Genomic DNA, 23,941 nt, shown 5'->3' on the forward strand with positions numbered 1-23,941 from the left:
TAAAAAAAATGATGTGAAAGGGAAATTTTTGTAGATCAGAATCTTTAAGAGGGTGGGGACTTTTTTGTGTTTGGTGGATAAATTAAAAGTAAGTAATCACATTATTGCTAATAAAAGTACAATTTTAATGTTTAAAATTGTACTTTTATTAGCATTCTGTTAGTATTTTTGTCCGCTATTTGAGATATGCTTAGATGGGAGGCAACTAGTTTTTTAGTCAGAAAAATAAGATTGATGGTTACGAGTGAGAATAAAAAATTTATTGATATACGCGAGGTTATTCACAAAAAAAATGCGGGATTAGCAAAGTGGATTCCGTCCTTCCTGTTAAACTATCTTAAAAGAACCATTCATGAGGATGAGATCAATGATATTATGACACGTTTTGCTGATTTGCAGGGCCTGGATTTTGTTGATGCGTTAATCAATGATTTGGGTGTGACTGTGAATTTATATGGTGCAGAAAATATTCCTGAGTCTGATCCTGTAATTTTTGCATCCAATCATCCTTTGGGAGGTTTAGATGGTATTGCGTTTATGCATGCGATAGGAAAGCATCGTCGGGATGTGAAATTTTTGGTTAATGATATCTTATTAAATATAGGTAATTTGAGACCTTTATTTGTAGGTGTAAATAAACTAGGTGGTCAGGGGAAACAGGCAATATCGGCAATTGAGGAAGCGTACGGGGCGGATGACGCCTTGCTTGTATTTCCGGCGGGTTTGGTCTCCAGAAAGCAAAAAGATGGGCGTATTGAAGACCTGGAATGGAAAAAAAGTTTTATTAGCAAAGCGAAAAAATATAAAAAAGATATCATTCCGGTACTTATTGACGGCAAAAACTCTAAGTTTTTTTATAATTTTGCAAGGCTTAGACAAAAAATAGGTCTTAAGGTAAACATTGAAATGTTATATTTACCCGATGAAATGTTTGCCCAGCGCGGGCACACCGTTAACATTATAGTAGGAAAGAGAATCCCTTATACAGCGTTTGATCAATCAAAAAACGAAAAGACTTGGGCTGAAGAAGTGAAAAGAAGGGTTTATGGATTAGCTCAAGAAAAATAGAATTTATGCAAGAAATTATACCTCCAGTTGATAGAGAACTATTGAAAGCCGAATTGAACAAGGACGTTTTCTTACGCTATACCAACAATGGAAATAACGAGATATACTTAATCAACTATCATAACTCGCCCAATGCTATGCGCGAAATTGGCCGGTTACGAGAGTTGACATTCCGTGGCGCAGGAGGAGGTACAGGGCTTTCAATTGATATTGATGAAAATGATACATGTGATGATTGTTATGATCAATTGATTGCATGGAATCCTGAAGATGAGGAAGTCGTTGCAGGTTATCGTGTGATTAAATGTACAGAAGCCGGAGAAACAAATGGTATTCCTAATTTATCTACAGCCCATTATTTTCAGTTCTCGGATCAGTTTACAAAAGATTATTTACCGTATACCATTGAGCTCGGGCGGTCTTTTGTTCAACCTAGATACCAACCTGCAATTGACAATAGAAAGGGTATCTTTTCCTTAGACAACTTATGGGATGGTTTGGGCGCTTTGGTGATGCTTAATCCTGAAATTAAGTACCTTTTTGGGAAAGTGACGATGTATCCACATTATAATAAGGATGCACGAGATATGTTGCTTTACTTCATGGATTATTATTTTCCTGATCAGGATAAATTGGTTACTCCATTACCTGATTTGGAAATCAAAAATGACTACGATCGGTTTATTGGTGTTTTTGATGGATTAGATTATAAAGAGGGGTACAAAATATTAAATAGTCATGTAAGAGCATTGGGGGAAAATATTCCTCCATTAATAAATACATACATGAACCTGTCCCCAACGATGAAGTCTTTTGGTACAGCTCGAAATGATGAGTTCGGCACTGTTGAGGAAAAAGGTATTCTGATCGTTATTGAAGATGTTTATCCCGTGAAAAAAGAAAGGCATATGAATACTTTTGAGCGAGATCGTGAATATGGTCATCGAAAACCAAAACGAGTATAAAATAATAAAGGGATTCAATATTGAATCCCTTTATTATTTTATTAAAGTATAGACTGCAAATGCTAAGATCGCGCCAATGACCGGTCCAATAATAGGGATCCAGGCGTATGACCAGTCAGAACTTCCCTTTCCTTTAATTGGCCAGAGTGCATGAAATAATCGTGGCCCAAGATCCCTAGCGGGATTAATCGCATAGCCCGTTGTGCCACCCAGTGACAAGCCAATAGCCCAAACTAAAAAAGCAACCGGTATAGCGCCTAGAGATCCCATCCCGATAGGTTCAGTCTTTCCATTGATCGTAACATCTTGACCTGTTATAAAGAAGATAACAAAAATTAAGACGAAAGTTCCAATGATTTCACTGGCTAGATTTGTTGACGTGTTTCGAATATTTGGGATGGTAGCGAAAACACCTAATTTTGTGGTAGGATCGGCTGTAGCATCAAAATGATCTTTGTGTATAACATACGTTAATAATGCCCCGCAAAATCCACCAGCAATTTGGGCGAGAATATAACCGGGGACCTCTGTCCAGGGCAGCGCGTTGTTAAGTGCCATCGCGATTGTTACCGCTGGATTAAGGTGAGCGCCCGTGTAAGGTCCTGCAAAGACTACGCCGACATATACGGCCAGGGCCCATGCGGTTGTAATGACAATCCAACCGCTATTTTCCCCTTTTGTTCCTTTTAATATAACATTTGCAACAACACCATTCCCAAGGAGTAGAAGGAGAGAGGTTCCAATAAATTCAGCTAAATAATGGTTCATAAGTATTGGTTAGTTTTCTGTCCAGAATTGTAGTGCTTTAACACCTTTGGTCCATTGTTTAATAATTTTCTGGGTTTGTTCTTCTTGTTCTTTTTCGGGTTCAAAGAGACGGTCTTGTGCCCAAAATTTTGAAAGTTCTTCTTCATTTTTCCAGAAGCCAACAGCCAGTCCTGCTAGATAGGCTGCCCCCAATGCTGTTGTTTCAGTAATTTTGGGCCTGATGACATTGCTGTCCAGTACATTTGCTTGAATCTGCATTAAAAGGTTGTTTGCCGTTGCTCCACCGTCCACACGCAGTTCCTTGATAGGTATTCCGCTGTCAGCTTCCATTGCTTGTAAAACATCTCTTGTTTGGAGCGAAATAGCCTCTAGCGAAGCTCTCGCAATATGTCCATTTGTTGTAGCCCGCGTTAATCCAAATATAGTACCTTGAGCTCTGGCGTTCCAGTAAGGAGCCCCCAGTCCAGCGAAAGTTGGGATAAATGTCACTCCGCCATTGTCTTTTTCGGAAAGTGCCAATTGCTCAATATCTGCAGATTTATAGATAATATTAAGGTTGTCCCGTAACCATTGGACCAATGCACCACCAATAAATATACTTCCCTCTAATGCGTACTCAGTTTTTCCGTTGATCTTCCAGGCTACGGTTGTCAATAAGTTGTTGTTAGACATGATTGGTTTATCACCAATATTCATCAGCATAAAACATCCAGTACCGTAGGTGTTTTTTACCATTCCTTTCTCTACACATTGCTGACCAAAAAGAGCTGCTTGCTGATCTCCTGCAATCCCAGCTATTCTGACTTTATGAGCGAAAATCGTTGTTCTAGACTCACCATATATTTCGCTGCTTTCCTTAACTTCGGGTAACATGGAAGCCGGAATGTCAAATAATTCAAGAAGCTCCGTATCCCAATCCATCGTGTGTATATTGAATAAAAGTGTACGGGAGGCATTGGTAACATCGGTAATATGGGCGTCACCGCGCGTCAGATTCCATACCAGCCAAGTATCGATGGTGCCACAGATCAGCTCTCCGTTTTTTGCTTTTTCTCTCGCTCCGTCCACATGATCAAGAATCCACTTTATTTTTGTTGCTGAAAAATAAGGGTCAAGGATGAGCCCTGTTTTTTTCTGTATCATTTCATGTTTACCAGATTTACGGAGCTCATCACAGTAATCTGCTGTGCGCTTATCTTGCCATACAATAGCATTATAGATTGGTCTACCGCTTTCTTTTTCCCAGACAACAATCGTTTCCCGTTGATTGGTTATCCCGATGGCAGCGATATTTTTGCCATTCAGTCCGGCTTTCGTTGTGGCTTCGGCAGTGACACCTGCTTGCGTGGACCAGATTTCATGCGGGTCGTGTTCCACCCATCCTGGTTGTGGAAAGATTTGTGTAAATTCTTTTTGCGCAATTGAAACGATATTTCTGTCCTTATCAAAAATAATGGCTCTGGAGCTTGTTGTGCCCTGATCCATTGCCAAGATGTATTGTTGTTCCATAATCTGATTACTGCTGGTTATTTTCTATTAGTTTAAGATATAATTTTTTGCAACTTTCTCGAAATTTTCTACCTGATTTTTTTGCCAGTTTTCGTCTTTACCTAATTCTTGAGCGAGTATTCTGGCGACTTCGGGTGCGGCGGTAATGGCTGCTTTTGCATCAAGAAATAGGATGCGTACACGACGTGAAAGTACATCTTCCACAGTCTGTGCGAGTTCGTTGCGCACGGCCCATAGTACCTCTGCTTTTTTAAATTCCAGGTGTTCGACTAATTTTTCACCCCATACCGGATTTTCTTGTTCAAGCGCATGGATTGCCTCCTGGTCGGAGCCATAAATATACATGTGGTTACTTCTATCAGTGGTAGGAATAGCGCTATAGATTTTTTGTGTTGCCGAGGTACTTTCTTTTTTGGGTAAACAGCCAATTTTAATTGCTTTATCAACGGTGTCTTGTCCCATTCGGCGAAAGGTAGTCCATTTTCCTCCAGTCAAAGTTAGTAAATTTGAGTCGCTGACGATTACTTTATGACTTCGGGAGATTTCTTTGGTTTTGTTGGAATTTCCTGTTGGTGCTGCCAACGGTCGAAGACCAGCAAACACAGCTAATGCATCCTGACGGGTTGGTTGTTTAGTGAGGTAACGGCCAGCAGTTTTTAAGATAAATTCGATCTCTTTCTCTAGTGCTATCGGTTCCAGACTGTGTTCATCGATTGGCGTATCTGTAGTTCCTGCGATAACGCGATTGTGCCAAGGGACAAGAAAAAGAACGCGACCATCATCTGTTTTTGGGATCATGATTGCGTCATCCCCCGGAAGAAAAGACTTATCAAAAACAAGGTGTACACCCTGACTTGGTCTAACCATTTGTTTTGCTTCGGGCTTATCCATTTTGAGGATATCATCAACAAAGATCCCTGTTGCATTGATAATGGCTTTACCCTGAATCGTGAAAACTTCTCCGGTGTCAGTATCTTGCGCGATAATACCGTTAACTTTACCGGCGCCGTTTTTGGTTAGATTAGTTACCCGCATATAATTAAGTGCTACGCCGCCCATTTGAATACAGGTCTGCGCTACATTGACAGCGAGTCTTGAGTCGTCAAATTGACCATCCTGATAAACAACACCGCCATAGAGTCCCTTTGTTCTGACTGTACTGATTCGGCGTTGTGTTTCCTCCTTATTAATATGTATAGATTTTCCTAAGCTCAATTTGCCGGCTAAGAAATCATATATTTTCATGCCGATGGTATAGAAGGGACCGTCAAACCAGCTGTAATTAGGGATTACGAAAGATTGATTTTTAACTAAATGTGGAGCGTTTTGCTGTAGGAGCCCTCTCTCATGAAGTGCTTCTCTTACAAGAGATATATCACCTTGAGCGAGATAGCGGACACCACCATGAACGAGTTTTGTGGCCTTGCTCGAGGTACCTTTCGCAAAATCAACCTGTTCCAATAATATCGTTTTGAATCCTCTGCTCAATGCATCCAATGCAACACCCAAGCCACTTGCTCCGCCTCCTATGACAATAACATCCCACTCGCTTGTGTCTTTTACTCTTTCTATTAATTTTGACCTTTTGAATTCTTCTTGTTTCATTTTGTTTCGTTTTTGGTCTTAAGTTACTGTCTCTTTTATTTGTCGATGTAACCCATTTATACTAAGTTATAGTATATTTATGGATTTTTAAAGGAATTTTATAAAAAAATACAAAAATAACATATGTTTGTTTTTGTTTTGTTTTGTTTTGTTATTTATGTTTTTTTAATAATTCGTCATCACTTTTTTGATGTTTTTAAAATAATTTGAGATAACATCATTTCTATGGCCTTGTTGTATATTCTTTGTTGTTTTGTAGCAAAGAACTATATAACGTTTAACCATTATAATAGGCTTATGTTTTGGTTTGGGGAAATGATTTTGTATTTTTAAATCATATAAATAATTTGTTGGATAATGAGAAGGATTAAATTATTGTTTCTTGGAATTGGCGTATTCTTGGGAAGCCAATTCGTACATTCAAGTGTAGTCGCTCAGGAAGTTTCAAAAACTCAGGATGAGCTTTCAAAGCCTTATAACCCAGAAGCGGATGCGCAAAAAGATATCGATGGTCTGCTGCAATTGGCTAAGAAGGAAAAAAAGAATATCGTTATTCAAGCGGGGGGAAATTGGTGTGTATGGTGTCTGCGGTTTAATGATTATATCCATAAAACGGCAAGCGTAGACAAATTGTTAAAAAGTCGTTTTCTTTATTATCATTTGAATTATTCGAAGGAAAATAAGAATGAGACAGTTTTTCAAAAGTATGCACCTGAAGGTAGTAAATTAGGTTATCCATTTTTTATTATATTGGATAAGAATGGAAAGACGCTTCATGTGCAGGAAAGCGGTAGCCTGGAGAAAGGAAAAAGCTACGATGAGGAAAAGGTTCTGAAATTCTTTAATACTTGGGTGGCGAAATAAAAAAACACAGCTGAATTTCTTTGGGAAAATCATCATAAAATAACGGAAAATACACCATGAGCAGGCCCCTATTTAGGGGCCTGCTTTATTTTGTGGCAAACTGACATAAAAGATATATTACTGTACTTATCCGGTGTTTAGCGTGGTCTCTGGGCGGAGACAGCAGGAGAAAAGCTTCATGATTGATATGCGTTTGATCATAATATTATGCGGAGCTAAAACGAACTTTACACGGTTTTATCCGAATGAGGTCCGAATGAGGTCCCTATTAAGTCCGAATAAAGTCCCTATTAAATAATAACTTGTTAGGAGGTTACGTGCTGTCAGTTTCGTTGATTGACAAGGGGTGTTTAGATTGCAAATGATTGGAAAAGCGAGGAGCTACTTAAAAGAAAAGGTCTCGATCCTAAGATCGAGACCTTTCTCTCTATGATTGATTAGTATATCTTCTTTCTAAAAAGATACGTTAAAATTTATAGCATCATTTTTTTAGGAGGAATATCTTATTGATAACCCAATAGCTTCATGACTTGTTTGGAATTTTGTTCCTCTCCAAATACTTCGTAGTTGAAAGTCTCATCTCTATTTCTACGCACCAGTACATGTTTAGGTGAAGGAAGTAGGCAATGATGAATTCCGCCGTATCCACTCAATACATCTTGGTAAGCTCCAGTATGAAAGAATCCTAAATATTGTACTTTACGTGTTTTAGGCATAAAAACAGAGTTCATATGTGCTTCCTGATTGTAGTAATCCTGGCCATCACAAGTAATTCCGCCCAAATTGACACGTTCGTATTCCGAATCCCAGTTGTTGATTGGTAATAGAATATATTTTTGGTTCAATGCCCAAACGTCTGGTAGGTTTGTAATGAAAGATCCATCAATCATAAACCAGCGCTCGCGGTCATTTTGTTGCTTACGTCCAAGTACTTTGTATAGGATACCCGATGCTTCAGCAACGGTGTATTTGCCAAATTCTGTAATGATATCTGGTTCCATTACTTCGTGGTGTGCACAGATCTGTTTGATCCGGTTGACGATTTCGTTGACCATGTATTCATAATCAAAATCGTGTACCAATGAATCTTTAAAAGGCATTCCACCACCGATATCCAACGTATCTAAATCAGGATTTATCTTTTTGAATTTACAATAGAGGGTAACATATTTTTCCAGCTCATTCCAGTAATATGGCGTGTCTGATATACCCGAATTGATAAAGAAGTGAAGTAGTTTTACTTTGAAGTTGGGATTGTCCGCTATTTTGTTGTTATAGAATTCTACAACATCTTCTTGACGAATACCCAGTCGTGATGTATAAAATTGGGAATCTGGTTGTTCCTCTGAAGCTATGCGAATACCCAGAGCACATGGTTCATCCAATTCAATCTCATCATCATAGAGGTTGAATTCTTCTTTGTTGTCCAGTACCGGTATAATATTTTTATATCCATCATGGATCATATCAACGATATACTGTTTGTACTGGTAGGTTTTAAATCCATTACAGATGACTGTGATGTCTTTTGTCACGGTACCTTGTCTCTCCAGTGAATCAATCATCGGCATGTCAAATGCAGACGAAGTTTCAAGGTGGATGTCATTTTTCAAGGCTTCTTCTACGATGTGCTTGAAATGGGAAGATTTGGTGCAATAACAGTATTTGTAAGATCCACGATAGTTATGCTTCAGAATAGCGGTCTGAAACAAGATTTTCGCTTGTTGAATTTTTTTGCTGACGATAGGCAAATAAGTAAAACGTAACGGCGTACCGTACGTTTCTATCATTTCCATTAAATTCAAATCGTGGAAATACAATTCGTCGTCGATGATTTCGAATCCGTCTTGCGGAAAACCAACACTTAAGTCAAGAAATTCCTGATAGCTCTGCATTTTTTATTATTTTTGCAAAGATATACTTTAATGGTGAATACCTAAATAAGGAATGTTATTTATTTCCAGTTCACTATCAGGAAGTTGTAAAATTTACAAAATCATTAAATGGCAAATTCTATTCAAAGGCGACTTGTTGAAGTCACTGTACAGGCTGTTAAAGCGCTTTACAATGCAGATATTTTAGAACATCAAATTGCTTTACAAGCGACTCGAAAGGAGTTTGAAGGGCAGATTACAATCGTAACTTTTCCCGTAACTCGCTTTTCGAAATCGTCTCCGGAGCAAACAGGTAAAGAAATCGGTACCTATTTGCAACAGCATATAACTGAAATATCGGACTTCAATGTGATAAAAGGCTTTTTGAATATTGTGCTTTCCGATGACTATTGGGTTTCCTTGTTGAATGAAACGATTGTTGCCAAAGATTTTGGTGTTTTCCCAGCGAATGGAAAGAAATTGATGGTTGAATATTCTTCGCCAAATACCAATAAACCATTGCATTTGGGGCATATCCGAAATAATCTGTTAGGTTATTCCGTTGCTGAAATCTTGAAAGCTTATGGTTACGAAGTCATCAAGGCAAATTTGGTGAACGATCGTGGTATACATATTTGTAAATCCATGCTGGCTTGGCAGAAATTCGGTGCGGGAGAAACGCCTGAATCTACCGGAATGAAAGGCGATCACCTTGTGGGGAAATACTATGTAGTCTTCGATAAGGAGTATAAGAAAGAAATTGAAGCATTGAAAGCTGAAGGGCAGTCAGAAGATGAAGCAAAAAAGAATGCTCCATTGATGAAAGAGGCTCAGTCTATGCTTCAAAAATGGGAGGCAGGAGACGAAGAGGTTATTACGCTTTGGAAAACGATGAACAGCTGGGTCTACGCTGGTTTTGAAAAAACCTATAAGCAATTGGGCGTAGACTTTGATAAATATTATTACGAATCTGATACCTATCTTTTAGGGAAAGATATTATTCAGGAAGGACTGGACAAAGGTGTTTTCTTTAAGAAAGAGGACAACTCCGTTTGGATAGATCTGACAGATGAAGGATTGGACCAAAAATTGGTGCTCCGTGGCGATGGTACTTCAGTTTATATTACACAAGATTTAGGTACTGCACAACTTAAATATGATGAGTTCAAAATGAGTGAATCTATTTACGTTGTCGGTAATGAGCAAGATTACCATTTCAAGGTTTTGTTTTTGATCCTCAAAAAACTAGGTAAATCATGGGCTGATGGTTTGTTCCACTTATCTTATGGCATGGTTGACTTACCTTCGGGTAAAATGAAATCACGTGAAGGAACAGTTGTGGATGCTGATGATTTAATGGACGAAATGCTTAAAACAGCACAGGAGCGTACAGAAGAACTGGGGAAAACCGAAGGTCTGGCCGAAGATGCCAAGGCTGCACTTTATAATACCATAGGAATGGGGGCATTGAAGTACTTTTTATTGAAAGTAGATCCCAAGAAACGTCTATTGTTTGATCCAAACGAATCTGTAGATTTTCAGGGCCATACTGGACCTTTTATCCAATACACGCATGCACGTATTAAATCTGTATTGAGTAAGGCTGAATTTGATGCCAATAGCCCTGTTTCCGTACTGACATCCATTTCGCCTTATGAACGTGATCTGATTCAGCAGTTGGGAGCATTTCCTGAAACTATTGAGGCATCTGCACAGGAATTTAGTCCGGCGCAATTGGCAAATTACATTTACGAGGTTGCCAAGTTATATAATAAATTTTATCACGAAGAGAGCATATTGAAAGCCGAAGCCAATGATGTAAAGAATTTTAGATTACATCTGTCCGCTGCTGCAGCGAAAGTTATCGCCAAAGGAATGGGCTTGTTGGGTATCTGTGTACCAGAAAGAATGTAATGATATGAGGAAGATTCGTGTTGGCCTTATAGGCTTTGGTATTTCGGGACAGGTTTTTCATGCTCCTGTCATGCGTTCGATTGCGGCATTGGACCTTGTAAAGGTTACTGCGCGTAAGGCTGAGCAACAGGTGTTATTGAAAGAGCGTTTTCCGCAAGCTGAAATCGCTTTGTCTGCTGATGAAATTTTTGCTGATGATACGATCGAGTTGGTTGTGGTTGCTACTTCTAACGATATGCATTATCCAATGGCAAAACGTGCATTGGAGGCAGGAAAACATGTCGTTGTTGAAAAACCGTTTACAAATACGGTAGAACAAGCAGATGAGTTGATCGCCTTAGCGAAAGAAAAGAATTTGGTGCTTGCTCCTTATCATAATTTGAGATTTACTTCGGATTTCCGTACACTCGTGAAAATCATAGCAGGTGGACGATTGGGAAGGATTGTAAATCTGGAATCGAGATTTGACCGTTTCCGGAATTATTTGCGACCAAATGCCTGGCGTGAGGAAAATCTGCCTGGATCGGGTATATTTTACGATTTAGGCCCACATCTGATCGATCAGGCTTTGCAGTTATTTGGAAAGCCAAATGCTGTATTTGCGGATCTTGCCGTACAACGTGATCATGCAAAGACCATTGACAATTTTGACTGTATCTTGTACTACGATAACCTGAGAGTTTCGCTAAAAGGATCAATGCTTGCGAAAGAACCAACCCCAAGATATCGCCTTTTTGGTATGAATGGCAATTTTGTGAAAAATGGCGTTGACCCCCAAGAAGCATTATTGCGTGACGGTAAGTTCCCCGATGAAGATCCAAATTGGGGCGAAGAGGATCCAAGTATTTATGGAAAACTCAATATTGTTGAAGATGGAAAAGATGTAGAGGAAATCATTGCATCGGAACGAGGGTCATATCCTGATTTTTATCAAAATGTTGCGGATACTATTTTAGGTCAAGCTACCTTAATCGCTTCACCGGATCAGGCTCGAGATGTGATTCGTATCATCGAGCTTGGCTATCAGAGCCAATCGGAGCGAAGGGTCATTTCAACTGAAGATCAATTGATTGCTTATTAATATAAGACTGTGGATATATACGATGCTATTATCATTGGTGGTGGTGCCTGTGGTTTAATGTGCGCAGCACAAGCAGGATTGCTGGGAAAGAAAACGTTGCTATTGGAGCGTAATGATAAGGTAGGGGCAAAGATCTTGATTTCAGGTGGTGGAAGATGCAATTACACAAATACTGGAACTACAATTGCTAATTTTATCTCTGAAAATCCAGATTTTTTGCACGGGATATTTAAGCAATGGACCGTCGAGGATACCATTGATTTTTTCGAAGCATACGGTATTAAAGGACAGGAAAAGACCTTAGGACAGCTGTTTCCCGAAACCAATAAAGCCAAAGATATCGTTGCGATATTTTCGAAAATTCTTTATGAAACTGAACAGGATATAGCGCTCAATACGCTTGTGAAATCTGTGGAAAAGAGCGCCAATGGATTTGTCGTTCAGGTAGAGACTTCAAAAGGAGAACATCAGTATGAAACTAAAAAGCTGGTGATTGCCTCGGGAGGACTGCCGGTTCAAAAACTAGGCGCTTCTGATTTTGGATTGCGTGTTGCAAAGCAGTTTGAACTAGAAATTGTGAAAACCGCTCCAGCACTGGTACCATTGACAATTACCGGTAAAGATGCGGATTGGTATACTTCTCTAGCCGGCAATTCGGTATTTTCGAAAGTCTCCACAGCCAATATGTCTTTCGAAGAGAATATATTGTTTACCCACTGGGGGTTGAGCGGTCCAGCAATTCTTCAGATATCAAGCTATTGGAAACCGGGACAGGAGATTACGATAGACTTGCTCCCAAATTTTAATCTGGAACAGTTGATCAAGGAAGAGCGGCAGCAGGGCGGGAAGCGATTGGTCTCACAATTGCTGAATGACTATTTTAGTCGAAAACTGGTGGATGCGCTTGGCAAATTCCTCACCTTGGATATCAAAATAGCATCTTTGAGCAAAGCTGACGCTAAGTCGATTGTAGATACGGTTCACCGTTTTAAGGTCAAACCTGCAGGTGATAAAGGCTATGATAAAGCCGAGGTGATGCGCGGCGGTGTTGCTACGACGGAACTGCAGGGCAAAACATTAGAATCCAAGAAAATACCCGGTCTTTATTTTGGAGGTGAGACTGTCGATGTTACGGGCTGGCTTGGCGGATATAATTTCCAATGGGCCTGGGCAAGTGGTTATGCGATAGCGCAAGCTATTTAGAGTCCATCAACCCGATATCAGTTGGTTGCAGTACAGCGGTGTTTTACAAATACAGTGGCTACCTGTTTATTAACAATACAGCCTATAGGTTTCAGATCAATCTCTGGTTTACTGAAAAATGTTTTGAAGCTGAGCGGATGATCGATCAGAAGCTCGATATGATTAAATCCAGATTTTTACGAAAGATGATTAGAAGCTTGGTGATTCTATGCAATATCAGTTGACTTTTCCGACCGATCAGGATATAATTGAGCTGCTGCAATCAAACGTTGCCTTATCCGACTTTGTAAATTGCGTGGAGCAATCACCTTGATCGCTTCACCAAATCCTAAAATTTCCCGCTCCAGTTCAAAGTTCAGGACAACATCAAGACGAATTAATAGGGAGCCGTCGTCTTTTCTATCTAGGATCTGTTGAGAGGGATGGATAGGCTTGGTTTCTACATAAGGAGCATTTCTTGCGTTTATTTCCAGAATAACACGATGGCCGCGATCTTTATGCGTTTTTGTAACTCCAATCGTATCGGAATAGTAACGTTCAAAATCTACCCCTGTATATTCTTTATACGAATTTTTCCCCATTTCCTCTATTGTTTCGATCCGATCTAAAGCAAGTGTCATTAATCCCTCGCTTTTTCTGTGGTGCCCAATGAGAAACCAACGATTACGGTATTCTTTTAATAGGTAGGGGGAGAATACCAGATCTTGTTTTTGTAGTGCTTTAAAAGATTGATAGCCTATTAGAAGTGGTGTTTTTTCACGAATGGCCTGATGGAGTTGGCTAATAAATGATAAGCCTTTCAAAAGATTATTGCTCTCCATTTGGATAATGGAAGGTTGATTATCTTTTTTAGTATGAATACTATTCTCAAGGCGTGCGACAATATCGCTCATTTCATCAAAACTCGAAAAGCCGCTGACATGTTTTAAGACCTCTACAGCTTCCTTCATTTTTTGCATATCGCCTACCGAAATAGGCGAGTTGCTTATACTATAATTTGGGTCTTCGTAAGTATAAAACTTACGATGTGTGACAACAATCGGCGCATTATAACCTAATTTATTACTTCGCATCAACTGTATATCGCCCTGAACAGTGCGTTTACTTATGCCATTCTTGATGCCTTCAAACTCATAGAGAGCATCAGAAACCTTTTCCATTAAGTCTTCTAAAGTCCACTTACGATGTCTTAACCGAAGACAGTTATCTATTGTTTTGTAACGGATCAGTGCGAGTTTGTTTAATGCCATGTTTTGTTGAAGCAAGTTTAGATGAAAATACAAAAATTTTATGTTATCTACGCAAGAGTATTGCGTAATATTTATAATGCTTAAAGCCTTATACCCAGCTTTGTTGAAATTGTAAAGAAATTGGCTGTTTATCCAAGTAAAATCGCTACTTTTGCGCAGAAGCAAACTGGTTCTATCGCTGCTCTTTTTGTGAGGAGAGGAAAGTCCGGGCAACATAGAGCGACACGCTTCCTAACGGGAAGGATGTTATTTTAAATAGCAGACAGAAAGTGCCACAGAAAATATACCGCTTTTCGGAGTAAGGGTGAAAACGTAAGGTAAGAGCTTACGGTCTTGTATGGTAACATATATTACGGTAAACCTCGTGTGTTGAAAGACCAAATAGGTTGCGAAATTCGAAGGCTGCTCGTCTTCTTTCAATTTATTGGAATTCGTAATGGGTAGGTTGATTGAGTTTGTCAGCGATGGCAAATCTAGATAAATGATAGAAATTCCACTTCGGTGGTCTACAGAACCCGGCTTACAAGGTTTGCTTCTTTTTCGCTAATTGCTAAAAAAACCTTATATTGATTTCCGTAATTGAAAATAGCATAACGCTGAATTTATGAGTACAATTTTAATCATTGACGATGAACGCGCCATCAGAAGCTCTTTGCGTGATATCTTAGAATACGAAGATTATACGATTTTAGATGTTGACAATGGTCGTGATGGATTGGAGATCTTAAAAAAAGAAAAGGTCAACTTGGTTCTGTGTGATATCAAGATGAATAATATGGACGGGATGGAAGTGTTATCTGAGGCACATCAGAGTAGTCCAGATATTCCTTTTATAATGATCTCTGGCCATGGAACGATTGAAACCGCGGTTGAGGCAGCAAAAAAGGGAGCTTTTGACTTTTTGGAAAAACCACTGGATCTAAACCGATTGCTCATTACGGTTCGGAATGCATTGGATAAAAGTTCTCTTGTCACTGAAACCAAAGTATTAAAACGAAAAGTAAGCAGTTCAAAGACCAAAGATATATTAGGGGAGTCCGGTGCAATTAAACGTATCAAAGAGACGATAGATCGTGTGGCTCCAACAGAAGCTAGGGTACTGATTACCGGTGCAAATGGTTCAGGTAAAGAGCTTGTTGCCCGTTGGTTGCATGAGAAGTCAAATCGTTCACAGGCGCCATTGATTGAAGTAAACTGTGCTGCCATTCCTTCGGAATTGATCGAATCAGAATTGTTTGGACATGAAAAAGGATCCTTTACTTCGGCAATTAAACAACGTATCGGTAAATTTGAACAGGCGAGTGGCGGGACATTGTTTTTGGACGAGATAGGGGATATGAGCCTTTCCGCTCAGGCTAAAGTGTTGCGTGCTTTACAGGAACATAAAATAACCAGAGTTGGTGGTGACAAAGAAATTGATGTCAATGTACGTGTTGTAGCTGCGACCAATAAAGATTTGTTAAAGGAAATTGAAGACGGCAATTTTAGAATGGACTTATACCATCGCCTCTCGGTGATTTTAATCCATGTGCCAGCGCTGATAGATCGTGTTGATGATATTCCATTGCTTTCAACAAACTTTTGTGAAGAAATATGTATGGAATATGGTATTCCTGTAAAGGAAATCACAAATGCAGCGATGCGGGAATTAAGCCATCTTCCATGGACAGGAAATATTCGTGAATTGCGTAATATGATTGAACGACTTATTATTTTGAGTGATAAATCTATTACCGATAAGGATGTTGTCGCATTTGCTAATCCTTCACGTGAACCGGTCAATGGAATTGCCCACGAAAAGGGAACGGTGAATTACGGACTAGATATGGATTCCTTTGACTCATTCCAAGATTATAAGGATCATGCGGAAAAAGAATTTATAAAATATAAATTGGAGAAAAATAACTGGAATGTTTCCAAGACTGCAGATGATCTGGATATACAACGGAGTCATCTCTATAGTAAGATTGAAAAGTTTGGTCTCAAAAGAGACTAGCAAAAAACACGGGCTTCCAAAAGAAGCCCGTGTTTTTTATAACCTTTGTAATAGTTCCTTGTATTCAATTGAAGAAACACAGTTGAAATGATCCTCGTATGAATTAAGCGATTTATACCTCATGAGAATCTACTATTGCAATATTGCTTTCACATTAGCTACTGAAATTTCCGTATAATTTCTGATATAGGTATCGCTAACAGGAAGTTCCTCTTTTTTGTGGGTTGATAATACCGCAACGACTTTCATTCCCGCATTTTTGGCCGCTGTAATGCCCGAAAAAGAATCTTCAAACACAATGCATTTTTCAATTGGCATACCCAGGTTTTCCGCTGATTTCAAATAAACTTCGGGATGAGGTTTGTGAAGTTTTACATCTTCACTGCTCAAAGTTGATGAGAAAAGATCTCGGATCTTTAGTTCATCCAAAATCAGATCCATATTTTCTTTTGGAGCCGATGTTGCCACTGCAAGTTTGAAGCCCTTGTCTTTTAAATCTTTCAGAAATTCGATCAAGCCTTTAATAGGGGCAACATGTTCTTTATAGATTACCCTAAAAAGCTGCTCTTTTTCAAACTCAAGCGTACGCAATTCTTCAGGAGAGATCGGACGTTGAAAAAAATGTTGCATGATATAGCTGTTGTGTTTGCCATACATATGCTGTTCGAATTCTTCTTCAGTAGCCTGCTGTACGTTATGGTTTTTAAAAAAAGCTCTGAAAGCTTCTGCATGAAAGGGATTGGTGTGGCTTATAACCCCGTCCATATCAAAAATTGCCGCGTATTCTGTCATTTGGCTAATATACAATAATTGCTTTATTTGATTGTTTGGCAACTTTCATATTCTGGTAAATATTTTAAGATGATATTACAATATGCTCAGATTATAACGTCCTTTATCGGAACCACTTACTTCTTTGTGAAACTGAAAGAAATCCTCATAGTTGCTTGCTGGATAATTTCCTTCGAAGAGTTCCAGTTTTCGATACGTGAAAAGTTTATTACCTTTTATCTCCGATTTAAATTCATATTTACCAAATGGTTTTTCGATAACCTTTTGTTCGGGGGTTATTGTTTTTAAAATATTATTTGGTAGTGCAATGCTAATACTGTCAACGTCAACAAATCCACGTTCTATAAAAATATCTTCTGTACGGTTTTTATTCTCAGATATGCTGGATTGTGTATTGAAAATATTGGGCTGAATCAGCATCTTATTGCCGTTTTTTACCGCATAGTTTTTAATGGAAATTGACAAATTCTCTTCAATAAATGGTTTATCTTGTTTGTGCTCAGTGTATTTTACCTGTTCAAAATTAATGTTGTCGATATTATAATATTCTGCCAGCAGTTTAGTTTTTTCATTACTGCTTGCCAAAAGAATTTCCATATGATTTTCATACTGCGTACCATAAAATTTGGTGTTTAAGGAGCCTTTTATGCTTCCATCATCGGATAGGCTAAGCTCGGCGTTACGAAGCTGAAGATTGATGGCATTGCTATATTTTGGCGTATGCATAATCACACCGCCATTTTCGGTACAGGCAATGACATCTCTGTCATCTGTAAAATTGCTTAGGAATCCAAAAGGGAGGTTCTGGCTGGTACATTCCAGCCAGGTCGTGTCATTTTTGAATGGCAGGCATAGGATTGCATGGTTGCCATCCTGTACATTTGCAAATGTTTTATGAAAATTCTCCTTGCGTTTACCCGCCTCAACCATACAGTAGTAAGATGGTATACCTACAGCAGATAACATGCTTCCCATATAATTGACCAAGGCTTTACAGTCACCATAGCCTAAACGGTCAACCTCGGATGCCGGGAAAGGCTCAAGTCCACCAATTCCAATCTGAATACTGATGTATCTCGTGTTTTTCTGCAAATAGTCATAGAGGATCTTCGCTTTTTCTTGATCCGATGAGGCGTTCTTTGTAAGTGATATGAACTTCTGTTTTGAGGCTTCAGTAAGATCCTGCTTTTTGTTTAATAATTTAGTTGAAAACCAGTCGCCATACTCTTTCCAGTCGCTAAAATTGCCTTCTTTTCCATAATAGACAAAGTTTTTGGGAACGATCAATACGCTTGTTCTTTTCAGATTGGGATTGGGGCTATAAGATTCCTCTTTTTTAGCTGGAATTTGTTCCGCATTCCAGGTTTTACTGACTGTTTTATCGGTTTTCTCCTCTTTGATATTACCTTTATAGTTTTTTGACTCGATACGGAATTCACTACCGATCGGAGTGATAAATTGGTAACTACTTTTTTCAACGGATACATTGTTTGAAACTTCCGGAGTCCATGAAGGAATGATTAAGTTTTGTTTATGCCTTACTTCGTATTGATATTCGATGGTATAGGGGTAGCTATGATAATCCGGGATATAGACTTTCATTCTCGAGTCAGCAAACATTGTACTATTGTCGACTGCACTTACATCTTTAAAATCCTTAGTTGCAATTTTTTTCTGCAATATCCCCATTTCGTTATAGATCGCACCCTTTATGCTTTTGATCTCATTTGATTTGTTATAATGTATCGGAAGGGCGGCATAGTAATCCCCATTTTTATTATAAACGGTAATGACGCGTGTGACCGTTTCAGTGACCTGCTCAGGGGATTTTACTTCCACCACAGTTTTATCATTTCGGACTGTTGCTACCGCCCGACTTTTTAGCGCACCCGGAATCTGGGCAATATCGTAGTTTTCCTGAGCAATTGAAGCAATTGGAATCAGGAAATAGGCTAAATTGGCAAATAACGTTTTCATTTTTTTGTGGTTAATCTAATGTCTAATTTCTGCTGTTGTATAATACGTGAATAGAGTTCTTTTAAAGAGAAATATTCGTCTACTGTAAATATTGGTTTATTAAAACTAAGGCTCCCCATAACCTCTAGTTTGGTGCCCGTTAGCTGTGTGATGTATTTATATCTTGCAGCGGACTCAGGAAGAGCCAAAGATACATTTTGTGGTTTATCGGTTACTTCGTATTGTTCCGGGATTTCCAATTGGATATTGTATTGGAGCTTAGACTTAAATCCCATATCTACCGGATAAGTGCGGTCTTGAATTTTGAACGGATTATAGGAAATGCGATCGATGACGTTTGGAGCAAGCGATAATATATTATTTTCTTGCTGTTTATTAACATCTAACGTAATATCATACGTCTCGTTTAGTACCTGATCGAGTTCGTTAAGATGTTCAATTTTGGCATTGGTAAAACTGATGTTGGGCATCTCTTCATCCAGTTTTTCCCAATATTCTTCAAGCGAGTTGAATTTGGCTATATGTTGCCTTTTTAAGAGCGCTTTATTACCTTGACTGCTGATGATCAGTGTGCCTTTAATTTGACCTTGGTTATTCAGTACGCCCGTCAGCGTATAGTATTGTTCGGATATCTCCTCGGAGGCTAGGGGGAACCAATCTGAACTCTTTTTGGAGTATATGATTCTGCCGCGTTCATTGAGACATTGCAATGGCAATGAGCCAAAGGGAAGATAGTTATTCGATGCGTCCAATTTGTATTTTATTCCATCGATGTCCACACAGGCGATTACATAGTCAAAATCAGATAATACAGGAAATAGTGAATTTGGGTTACCATTTCGTCTTGTCGATAAAATAATTGGATAAGCATCTAAATCCGCAGCCTGTAAAGCTGTAATCAGCGATAAATTGATGTCACCAATATTACCAGTTCTCTTTTCTAAGGCTTTTTCGATTCCATTTTCGGAATATTTTCCAACATAATTATTCCATTTTATCTGTTTTTTGATGTAGTCGTAGATTTTGTTGGCCTTTACCAATTTTGAATCATTTGGAGATAAAAGCGTTGACAGCGTAGTTTTGAATAGATCTGTTTTTTTTAATTGGCCACCAAAGGTCTTCTCATTCATTAATTCTGTGTCAACATCTTTCCATGTCTTGCTAAATGTTTTTTTGACACCAGTGCTTGGATAGAATATGGATTCGAGCTCGTAATATATTGCGGATTTAAAATTTTTGGGAGAAGTCATAAAGTCTTCTTCAACAAAAGCCGGAATATTGGACATCGTATAGGTGAGCTTTGAACAATCCATTCTTACTCCATCTAAAAAAAGATATTCCTTCAAAACTTCTCCCTTTTTTTGGTCATCAAGTTGATAGGGACCGCGTAATACCACATTATAATTAAAAGATGCCGGTATAATCGCAATGTATTGGCTTTGTAATTTAGGAATATCATCCTGAAATTCCCATGTCTTAAAATTAAATAGATCCTGTTCGAGCGTTCGATAAGAAACCTCTATGATGGATCCTTCTTTAATATTTGGAAGTGTGAATTTATTCAGATCGAGGTAAGTAGAATAATTTTCTTTAAAAACCTTTTTACTTTCAAGTTCTGTTCTATTAATCTGTCCGTTTTTCAGGTTGTAGGTAACGGCCTTCAATTCGTCCAGGTGGTCACGGATATAACTTCCTCTTTTATAAGAGGGGATCTCGAAATTAGCCTTTTTAAAACCCTCTTTATTGTTTATGCGGATGAGGACATGGTATTCGTGCATTAATTTTATCCGATGATCATAGTCATCAACGAAAACTGAGCTTTGCCCAAATTCTTTTAGCACAATAGCATTCGCATTGCTATCGAGTGCTGTAGTCGAGAAATCTGAAACGTTTACTCTACCAAAATCGAAATTTTGCCCAAAGATGTTCAGACAAAAATAAAATATTAAAAATAGCGTTAAAAAATGGCGCATAACTTAGGCGTAATTTGTATACGAATATAAGTTTTTAGCCAAAATAAACGATACCTCTAAAAAAAAATTATTTGTCTATTTGTAGTAGATTGTCAATGACTTCGGTAATATTATCAATATCTTCACCATCTTCTAACATTGAAAATGCGAGGTAAGTTGCGTAGATCTCAGGACTAAACTTAACATGTTTGTCTGAAATGAACTTATCAATCTGTTGTTCATTGCATTCAAAATTGATGCTTTGCAATTCATTAAACAGGTTTGTTGAGATCGTCTGGTGATTTTCACCACAGGCAAATCCTGCGATAATATGGAATAGAAATTTATCGGTTATTTCATCATCTTCCTTTTTGAACATAGCACGAATATGCTTATAATCGAATTTAGTTTTTGCACTATTGACGATAGTGTCCCAAATCTGATACTCCGCTTTTGTCTCCATAGCTCACTTTAAATTTATATTGGTATAAGCAATATACTAAAAATAATTCTATTCTAAGCAAGGATGACGACAAGATTTCTCTGAAAAAGACATACAGGTTGTAGATCTTTTCTTTTGTTCCAGCTGAGCGTAGGTTAAGACTGTAGCAGTTTGAAAACCATTTCACCCAACAGGCAACCCAATAGAATTCCAAAAAGAATGGATAGACTTACCTTGAACCATACAGGGCTTGTTTTTAATGCTAATTTCATGGCGCAAAAATGGGTTAAAAATATCCTTTTGTAAAGAAATTTAGCGAGGAAAAAGCCTCCTGTAGTGATATGATGACAAGAAACTTTAGGCTTTGTGGTATGATAATTGAAAATTAATATTTGAATTCGATTTTTTTAGTAATTTAAGTCGGAAAATGAATTTTTTGAAAAAGCCTGATTTATAATTATGATGACACGAATAGTATTGACAGTATTTCTATTTTCAATAGCAAAGATGGGACTGGGACAGCAGCTGAATATTGATAAGATCCGGAAAGATTATGCGGAGGCAGTAAAGGATGAGGATCTTTGTGAACGTAATTTTGATCTACTCGATGACGGGGCTAAATCCACTACAGAGAAGGTCTATCGTGCCGCCTATGAGATATTAATAGCAAAACACATGGGCAATCCATTTAAGAAAGTAGGTCAATTTAAAGAAGGTAAGAAGCATCTGGAGGAGTTGATCAAAGATAACCCCAATCATATTGAAGCAAGGTTTATTCGATGGAGTGTACAGGTTCATGCACCGTCTTTTTTGGGTTATAAAGATAATATCATCGAAGACAAAAACTTCTTGGTCAAAAATCTCCATAAGTTGCCCAATGAAGAGGCAAAATCAATTATTTACAATTATCTGAAAGGGGCTAACCCTTATTTGAAAGGTGAGCAGATATTCACTAATGTGGAGTTAAAGGAGTTAGGACAATAGACGTTAAAGGATGTTAATTTGATAGGATACTATTTTTTTGGCTGAAATATTGCTTTATCTTGGTTCAACGAATTAATTCAACATCTACAAAATTAGAATGCTATGAAAAATATAGTTTTTCCGATGTCCATACTGACCGCAAGTTTATTTTTTACGGGATGTGGCGTCAGTAAAAAAACATATGTAGGTTTGCAGACAGAGTATAAAAATCTGCAGACACAGTATCAGGATAGTCAGCTTCAATTGACTGAAAGTCGGTCACGGATTAAGAGTTTGGAAGATCAATTAGCTTCAGAAAGACAAAATAATGCTGATCTTAAAGCTGCTTATGCTGCGTTGCAAGGTTCTTTGGATAAGAGTATCAATCAAAACTCACAGGGAAATGTCAATATTTCCAAGCTTGTTGATGAAATCAATGCTTCAAATAAATACATTAAACACCTTGTTGAGACCAAGAACAAGTCTGACTCGTTGAATTTGGTATTGACAAATAATCTGACCCGCTCACTGAGTCGTGAGGAATTACAGGAGGTTGATGTGCAGGTGTTAAAAGGTGTCGTTTATATTTCACTGGCAGATAATATGCTATACAAGTCTGGAAGTTATGAAATCAGTGATCGAGCTGATATGACTTTAAGCAAAATAGCCAAGATTATTCAAGATTATAGAGATTATGAAGTGCTGATAGAAGGTAATACGGATACAGACCCGATTTCGAAACCAAATATTCGAAACAATTGGGATTTAAGTACACTGCGGGCGTCTTCTGTCGTTCAGGCATTACAGACCAAGTATGGTGTTGATCCGAAGCGACTGACAGCTGGTGGTAGGGGAGAGTATAATCCTGTAGCTGACAATTCAACGGCTCTTGGAAAACAACGTAACCGGAGAACACAGATTATTATTACACCTAAGTTGGATCAATTTATGGAATTGATTGACAAGGCTCCAGAGCCGACTGAGGTTACACCGGTACAATAATGAAAATTAGATAAATAGCTGTCACCTTGCTATTGTGTACAGTATAAAAAAATCCTTTCCAGCTTTTGGAAAGGATTTTTTTTATCCAAAGAATTTAGTTGGATCGAAACCGTGTTCTTTCAGTACATCGTCCGGAACACCATTCCATACGCCTGGTTTGTTCCCAGCATATCCGATATCTTTGATGCCAATTTCGCTGGTATAGAATCCAGAAGACGTCAGGTTGCGCATCAATGAGAAAAATGCTGCTCCTTGCTGCATTTCAGGTTTTGCCAATTCAGGATAGGCAATTTCATCAATGAGTGCGAGCTGATCCTTTGTGTCGCATTTTATAAATACATTACCGTGCCGTCTTTTAGTTTGAAGGTCAAGCCAGCGTAGTCCACCGCGCATAGGGATTTTATTGTCGGGTAAATCCTTTACTATAAACTCGATAAAATCCGGAACTCCCGCCTCGGAGGCGCTACCTGATTTGCTGTCCTTTGGAATAATGATGTCGGCTAAAACGGTAATTGTTGCCATCTCATGTTCATCAAAAAACTTTTCTTCTTTTAGCCGAGCTGTCCGTTCATATTCAAAATCTTGGACACCGGGTAGTTTATCAGCATTTGCGGCTGTTGTATTTTTTGCGTCTTTTGTGTTACAAGCTGCGGTTAAAAGACCTGATCCAGCAGCAATAAAGCCTAATGCTTTTAGCGATTCTCTTCTATTCATGC

Annotated in this window: 19 protein-coding genes and 1 other RNA gene; 10 read left to right on the plus strand and 10 right to left on the minus strand. The window is 38.5% G+C overall.

Features of this window, described 5'->3' with window-relative positions; translation table 11 throughout:
• The first annotated feature begins 186 nt into the window (after nt 1-186).
• Both LC454_RS10875 and LC454_RS10880 read left to right on the plus strand, forming a co-directional pair.
• Nucleotides 187-1,068, plus strand: a complete 882-nt coding sequence (locus LC454_RS10875) for a 1-acyl-sn-glycerol-3-phosphate acyltransferase (protein WP_223582268.1) — start codon at nt 187-189, stop codon at nt 1,066-1,068.
• A 5-nt stretch (nt 1,069-1,073) separates the two neighbouring features.
• Nucleotides 1,074-2,033, plus strand: coding sequence for a GNAT family N-acetyltransferase (locus LC454_RS10880; RefSeq protein WP_223582271.1), 960 nt, complete (start codon nt 1,074-1,076; stop codon nt 2,031-2,033).
• 33 nt (nt 2,034-2,066) lie between these two features.
• Here LC454_RS10880 and LC454_RS10885 read toward each other — a convergent pair whose 3' ends face one another.
• Genes LC454_RS10885 through LC454_RS10895 form a run of 3 tightly spaced genes read right to left on the minus strand, consistent with a single transcriptional unit; the run spans nt 2,067 to nt 5,915 of the window.
• Nucleotides 2,067-2,801, minus strand: coding sequence for an MIP/aquaporin family protein (locus LC454_RS10885; RefSeq protein ID WP_223582273.1), 735 nt, complete (start codon nt 2,799-2,801; stop codon nt 2,067-2,069).
• Nucleotides 2,802-2,810: 9 nt separating this feature from the next.
• Nucleotides 2,811-4,310, minus strand: a complete 1,500-nt coding sequence (gene glpK, locus LC454_RS10890; protein WP_223582275.1) for a glycerol kinase GlpK — start codon at nt 4,308-4,310, stop codon at nt 2,811-2,813.
• Between the two features lie 27 nt (nt 4,311-4,337).
• Nucleotides 4,338-5,915, minus strand: coding sequence for a glycerol-3-phosphate dehydrogenase/oxidase (locus LC454_RS10895; protein ID WP_223582277.1), 1,578 nt, complete (start codon nt 5,913-5,915; stop codon nt 4,338-4,340).
• A 357-nt stretch (nt 5,916-6,272) separates the two neighbouring features.
• Here LC454_RS10895 and LC454_RS10900 point away from each other — a divergent pair, with 357 nt between their 5' ends.
• Nucleotides 6,273-6,779: a thioredoxin family protein gene (locus LC454_RS10900; protein WP_223582279.1), complete on the plus strand. Its 507-nt coding sequence runs from the start codon at nt 6,273-6,275 to the stop codon at nt 6,777-6,779.
• 503 nt (nt 6,780-7,282) lie between these two features.
• Here LC454_RS10900 and LC454_RS10905 read toward each other — a convergent pair.
• Nucleotides 7,283-8,674, minus strand: a complete 1,392-nt coding sequence (locus LC454_RS10905; RefSeq protein ID WP_120260639.1) for an arginine decarboxylase — start codon at nt 8,672-8,674, stop codon at nt 7,283-7,285.
• 108 nt (nt 8,675-8,782) lie between these two features.
• On the opposite strand from LC454_RS10905, the gene argS reads away from it, so the two are divergent.
• The 3 genes from argS to LC454_RS10920 are packed head-to-tail and all read left to right on the plus strand — an operon-like array spanning nt 8,783 to nt 12,851.
• Nucleotides 8,783-10,567 carry an arginine--tRNA ligase gene (gene argS, locus LC454_RS10910; protein ID WP_223582281.1) on the plus strand — a complete coding sequence of 595 codons (1,785 nt, stop codon included), beginning with the start codon at nt 8,783-8,785 and terminating at the stop codon, nt 10,565-10,567.
• Nucleotides 10,568-10,571: 4 nt separating this feature from the next.
• On the plus strand, nt 10,572-11,648 hold the full coding sequence (locus LC454_RS10915) for an oxidoreductase (RefSeq protein WP_223582283.1): 1,077 nt from the start codon (nt 10,572-10,574) through the stop codon (nt 11,646-11,648).
• 15 nt (nt 11,649-11,663) lie between these two features.
• The gene (locus tag LC454_RS10920; protein ID WP_223582998.1) at nt 11,664-12,851 is read left to right on the plus strand and encodes an NAD(P)/FAD-dependent oxidoreductase; all 1,188 of its coding nucleotides are present in this window, start codon (nt 11,664-11,666) and stop codon (nt 12,849-12,851) included.
• A 206-nt stretch (nt 12,852-13,057) separates the two neighbouring features.
• Here LC454_RS10920 and LC454_RS10925 read toward each other — a convergent pair whose 3' ends face one another.
• A complete protein-coding gene (locus tag LC454_RS10925) occupies nt 13,058-14,101 on the minus strand; it encodes a helix-turn-helix transcriptional regulator (RefSeq protein ID WP_223582285.1) in 1,044 nt (347 codons plus the stop codon).
• Nucleotides 14,102-14,260: 159 nt separating this feature from the next.
• Here LC454_RS10925 and rnpB point away from each other — a divergent pair.
• Both rnpB and LC454_RS10935 read left to right on the plus strand, forming a co-directional pair.
• An RNA gene (gene rnpB, locus LC454_RS10930) (RNase P RNA component class A) lies at nt 14,261-14,640 on the plus strand.
• Nucleotides 14,641-14,705: 65 nt separating this feature from the next.
• Nucleotides 14,706-16,097, plus strand: coding sequence for a sigma-54-dependent transcriptional regulator (locus LC454_RS10935; protein ID WP_120260643.1), 1,392 nt, complete (start codon nt 14,706-14,708; stop codon nt 16,095-16,097).
• Between the two features lie 132 nt (nt 16,098-16,229).
• On the opposite strand, the gene LC454_RS10940 is transcribed toward LC454_RS10935, so the two are convergent.
• The 4 genes from LC454_RS10940 to LC454_RS10955 all read right to left on the minus strand — a co-directional run bounded on the left by LC454_RS10940 (nt 16,230) and on the right by LC454_RS10955 (nt 21,281).
• Nucleotides 16,230-16,889: an HAD family hydrolase gene (locus LC454_RS10940; RefSeq protein ID WP_223582287.1), complete on the minus strand. Its 660-nt coding sequence runs from the start codon at nt 16,887-16,889 to the stop codon at nt 16,230-16,232.
• Between the two features lie 75 nt (nt 16,890-16,964).
• Nucleotides 16,965-18,866 carry a DUF3857 domain-containing transglutaminase family protein gene (locus tag LC454_RS10945; RefSeq protein WP_223582289.1) on the minus strand — a complete coding sequence of 634 codons (1,902 nt, stop codon included), beginning with the start codon at nt 18,864-18,866 and terminating at the stop codon, nt 16,965-16,967.
• Complete coding sequence (locus LC454_RS10950; protein ID WP_223582291.1) at nt 18,863-20,839, minus strand: DUF3857 domain-containing protein; 1,977 nt, start codon at nt 20,837-20,839, stop codon at nt 18,863-18,865. The genes LC454_RS10945 and LC454_RS10950 overlap by 4 nt, the downstream gene beginning before the upstream one ends.
• A 67-nt stretch (nt 20,840-20,906) precedes the next feature.
• On the minus strand, nt 20,907-21,281 hold the full coding sequence (locus LC454_RS10955; protein ID WP_223582293.1) for a hypothetical protein: 375 nt from the start codon (nt 21,279-21,281) through the stop codon (nt 20,907-20,909).
• A gap of 438 nt (nt 21,282-21,719) precedes the next feature.
• Between LC454_RS10955 and LC454_RS10960 the strand changes: the two genes are divergently transcribed.
• Together LC454_RS10960 and LC454_RS10965 are read left to right on the plus strand one after the other, a co-directional pair.
• Nucleotides 21,720-22,244 carry a hypothetical protein gene (locus LC454_RS10960; protein WP_223582295.1) on the plus strand — a complete coding sequence of 175 codons (525 nt, stop codon included), beginning with the start codon at nt 21,720-21,722 and terminating at the stop codon, nt 22,242-22,244.
• Between the two features lie 102 nt (nt 22,245-22,346).
• Nucleotides 22,347-23,225, plus strand: coding sequence for a flagellar motor protein MotB (locus LC454_RS10965; protein WP_223582296.1), 879 nt, complete (start codon nt 22,347-22,349; stop codon nt 23,223-23,225).
• Between the two features lie 81 nt (nt 23,226-23,306).
• On the opposite strand, the gene LC454_RS10970 is transcribed toward LC454_RS10965, so the two are convergent.
• Nucleotides 23,307-23,939, minus strand: coding sequence for a gluconate 2-dehydrogenase subunit 3 family protein (locus LC454_RS10970; protein ID WP_223582297.1), 633 nt, complete (start codon nt 23,937-23,939; stop codon nt 23,307-23,309).
• Nucleotides 23,940-23,941: the final 2 nt, after the last annotated feature.

Source organism: Sphingobacterium sp. GVS05A (assembly GCF_019969845.1).
In the GTDB taxonomy this organism is placed as follows: Bacteria; Bacteroidota; Bacteroidia; order Sphingobacteriales; family Sphingobacteriaceae; genus Sphingobacterium.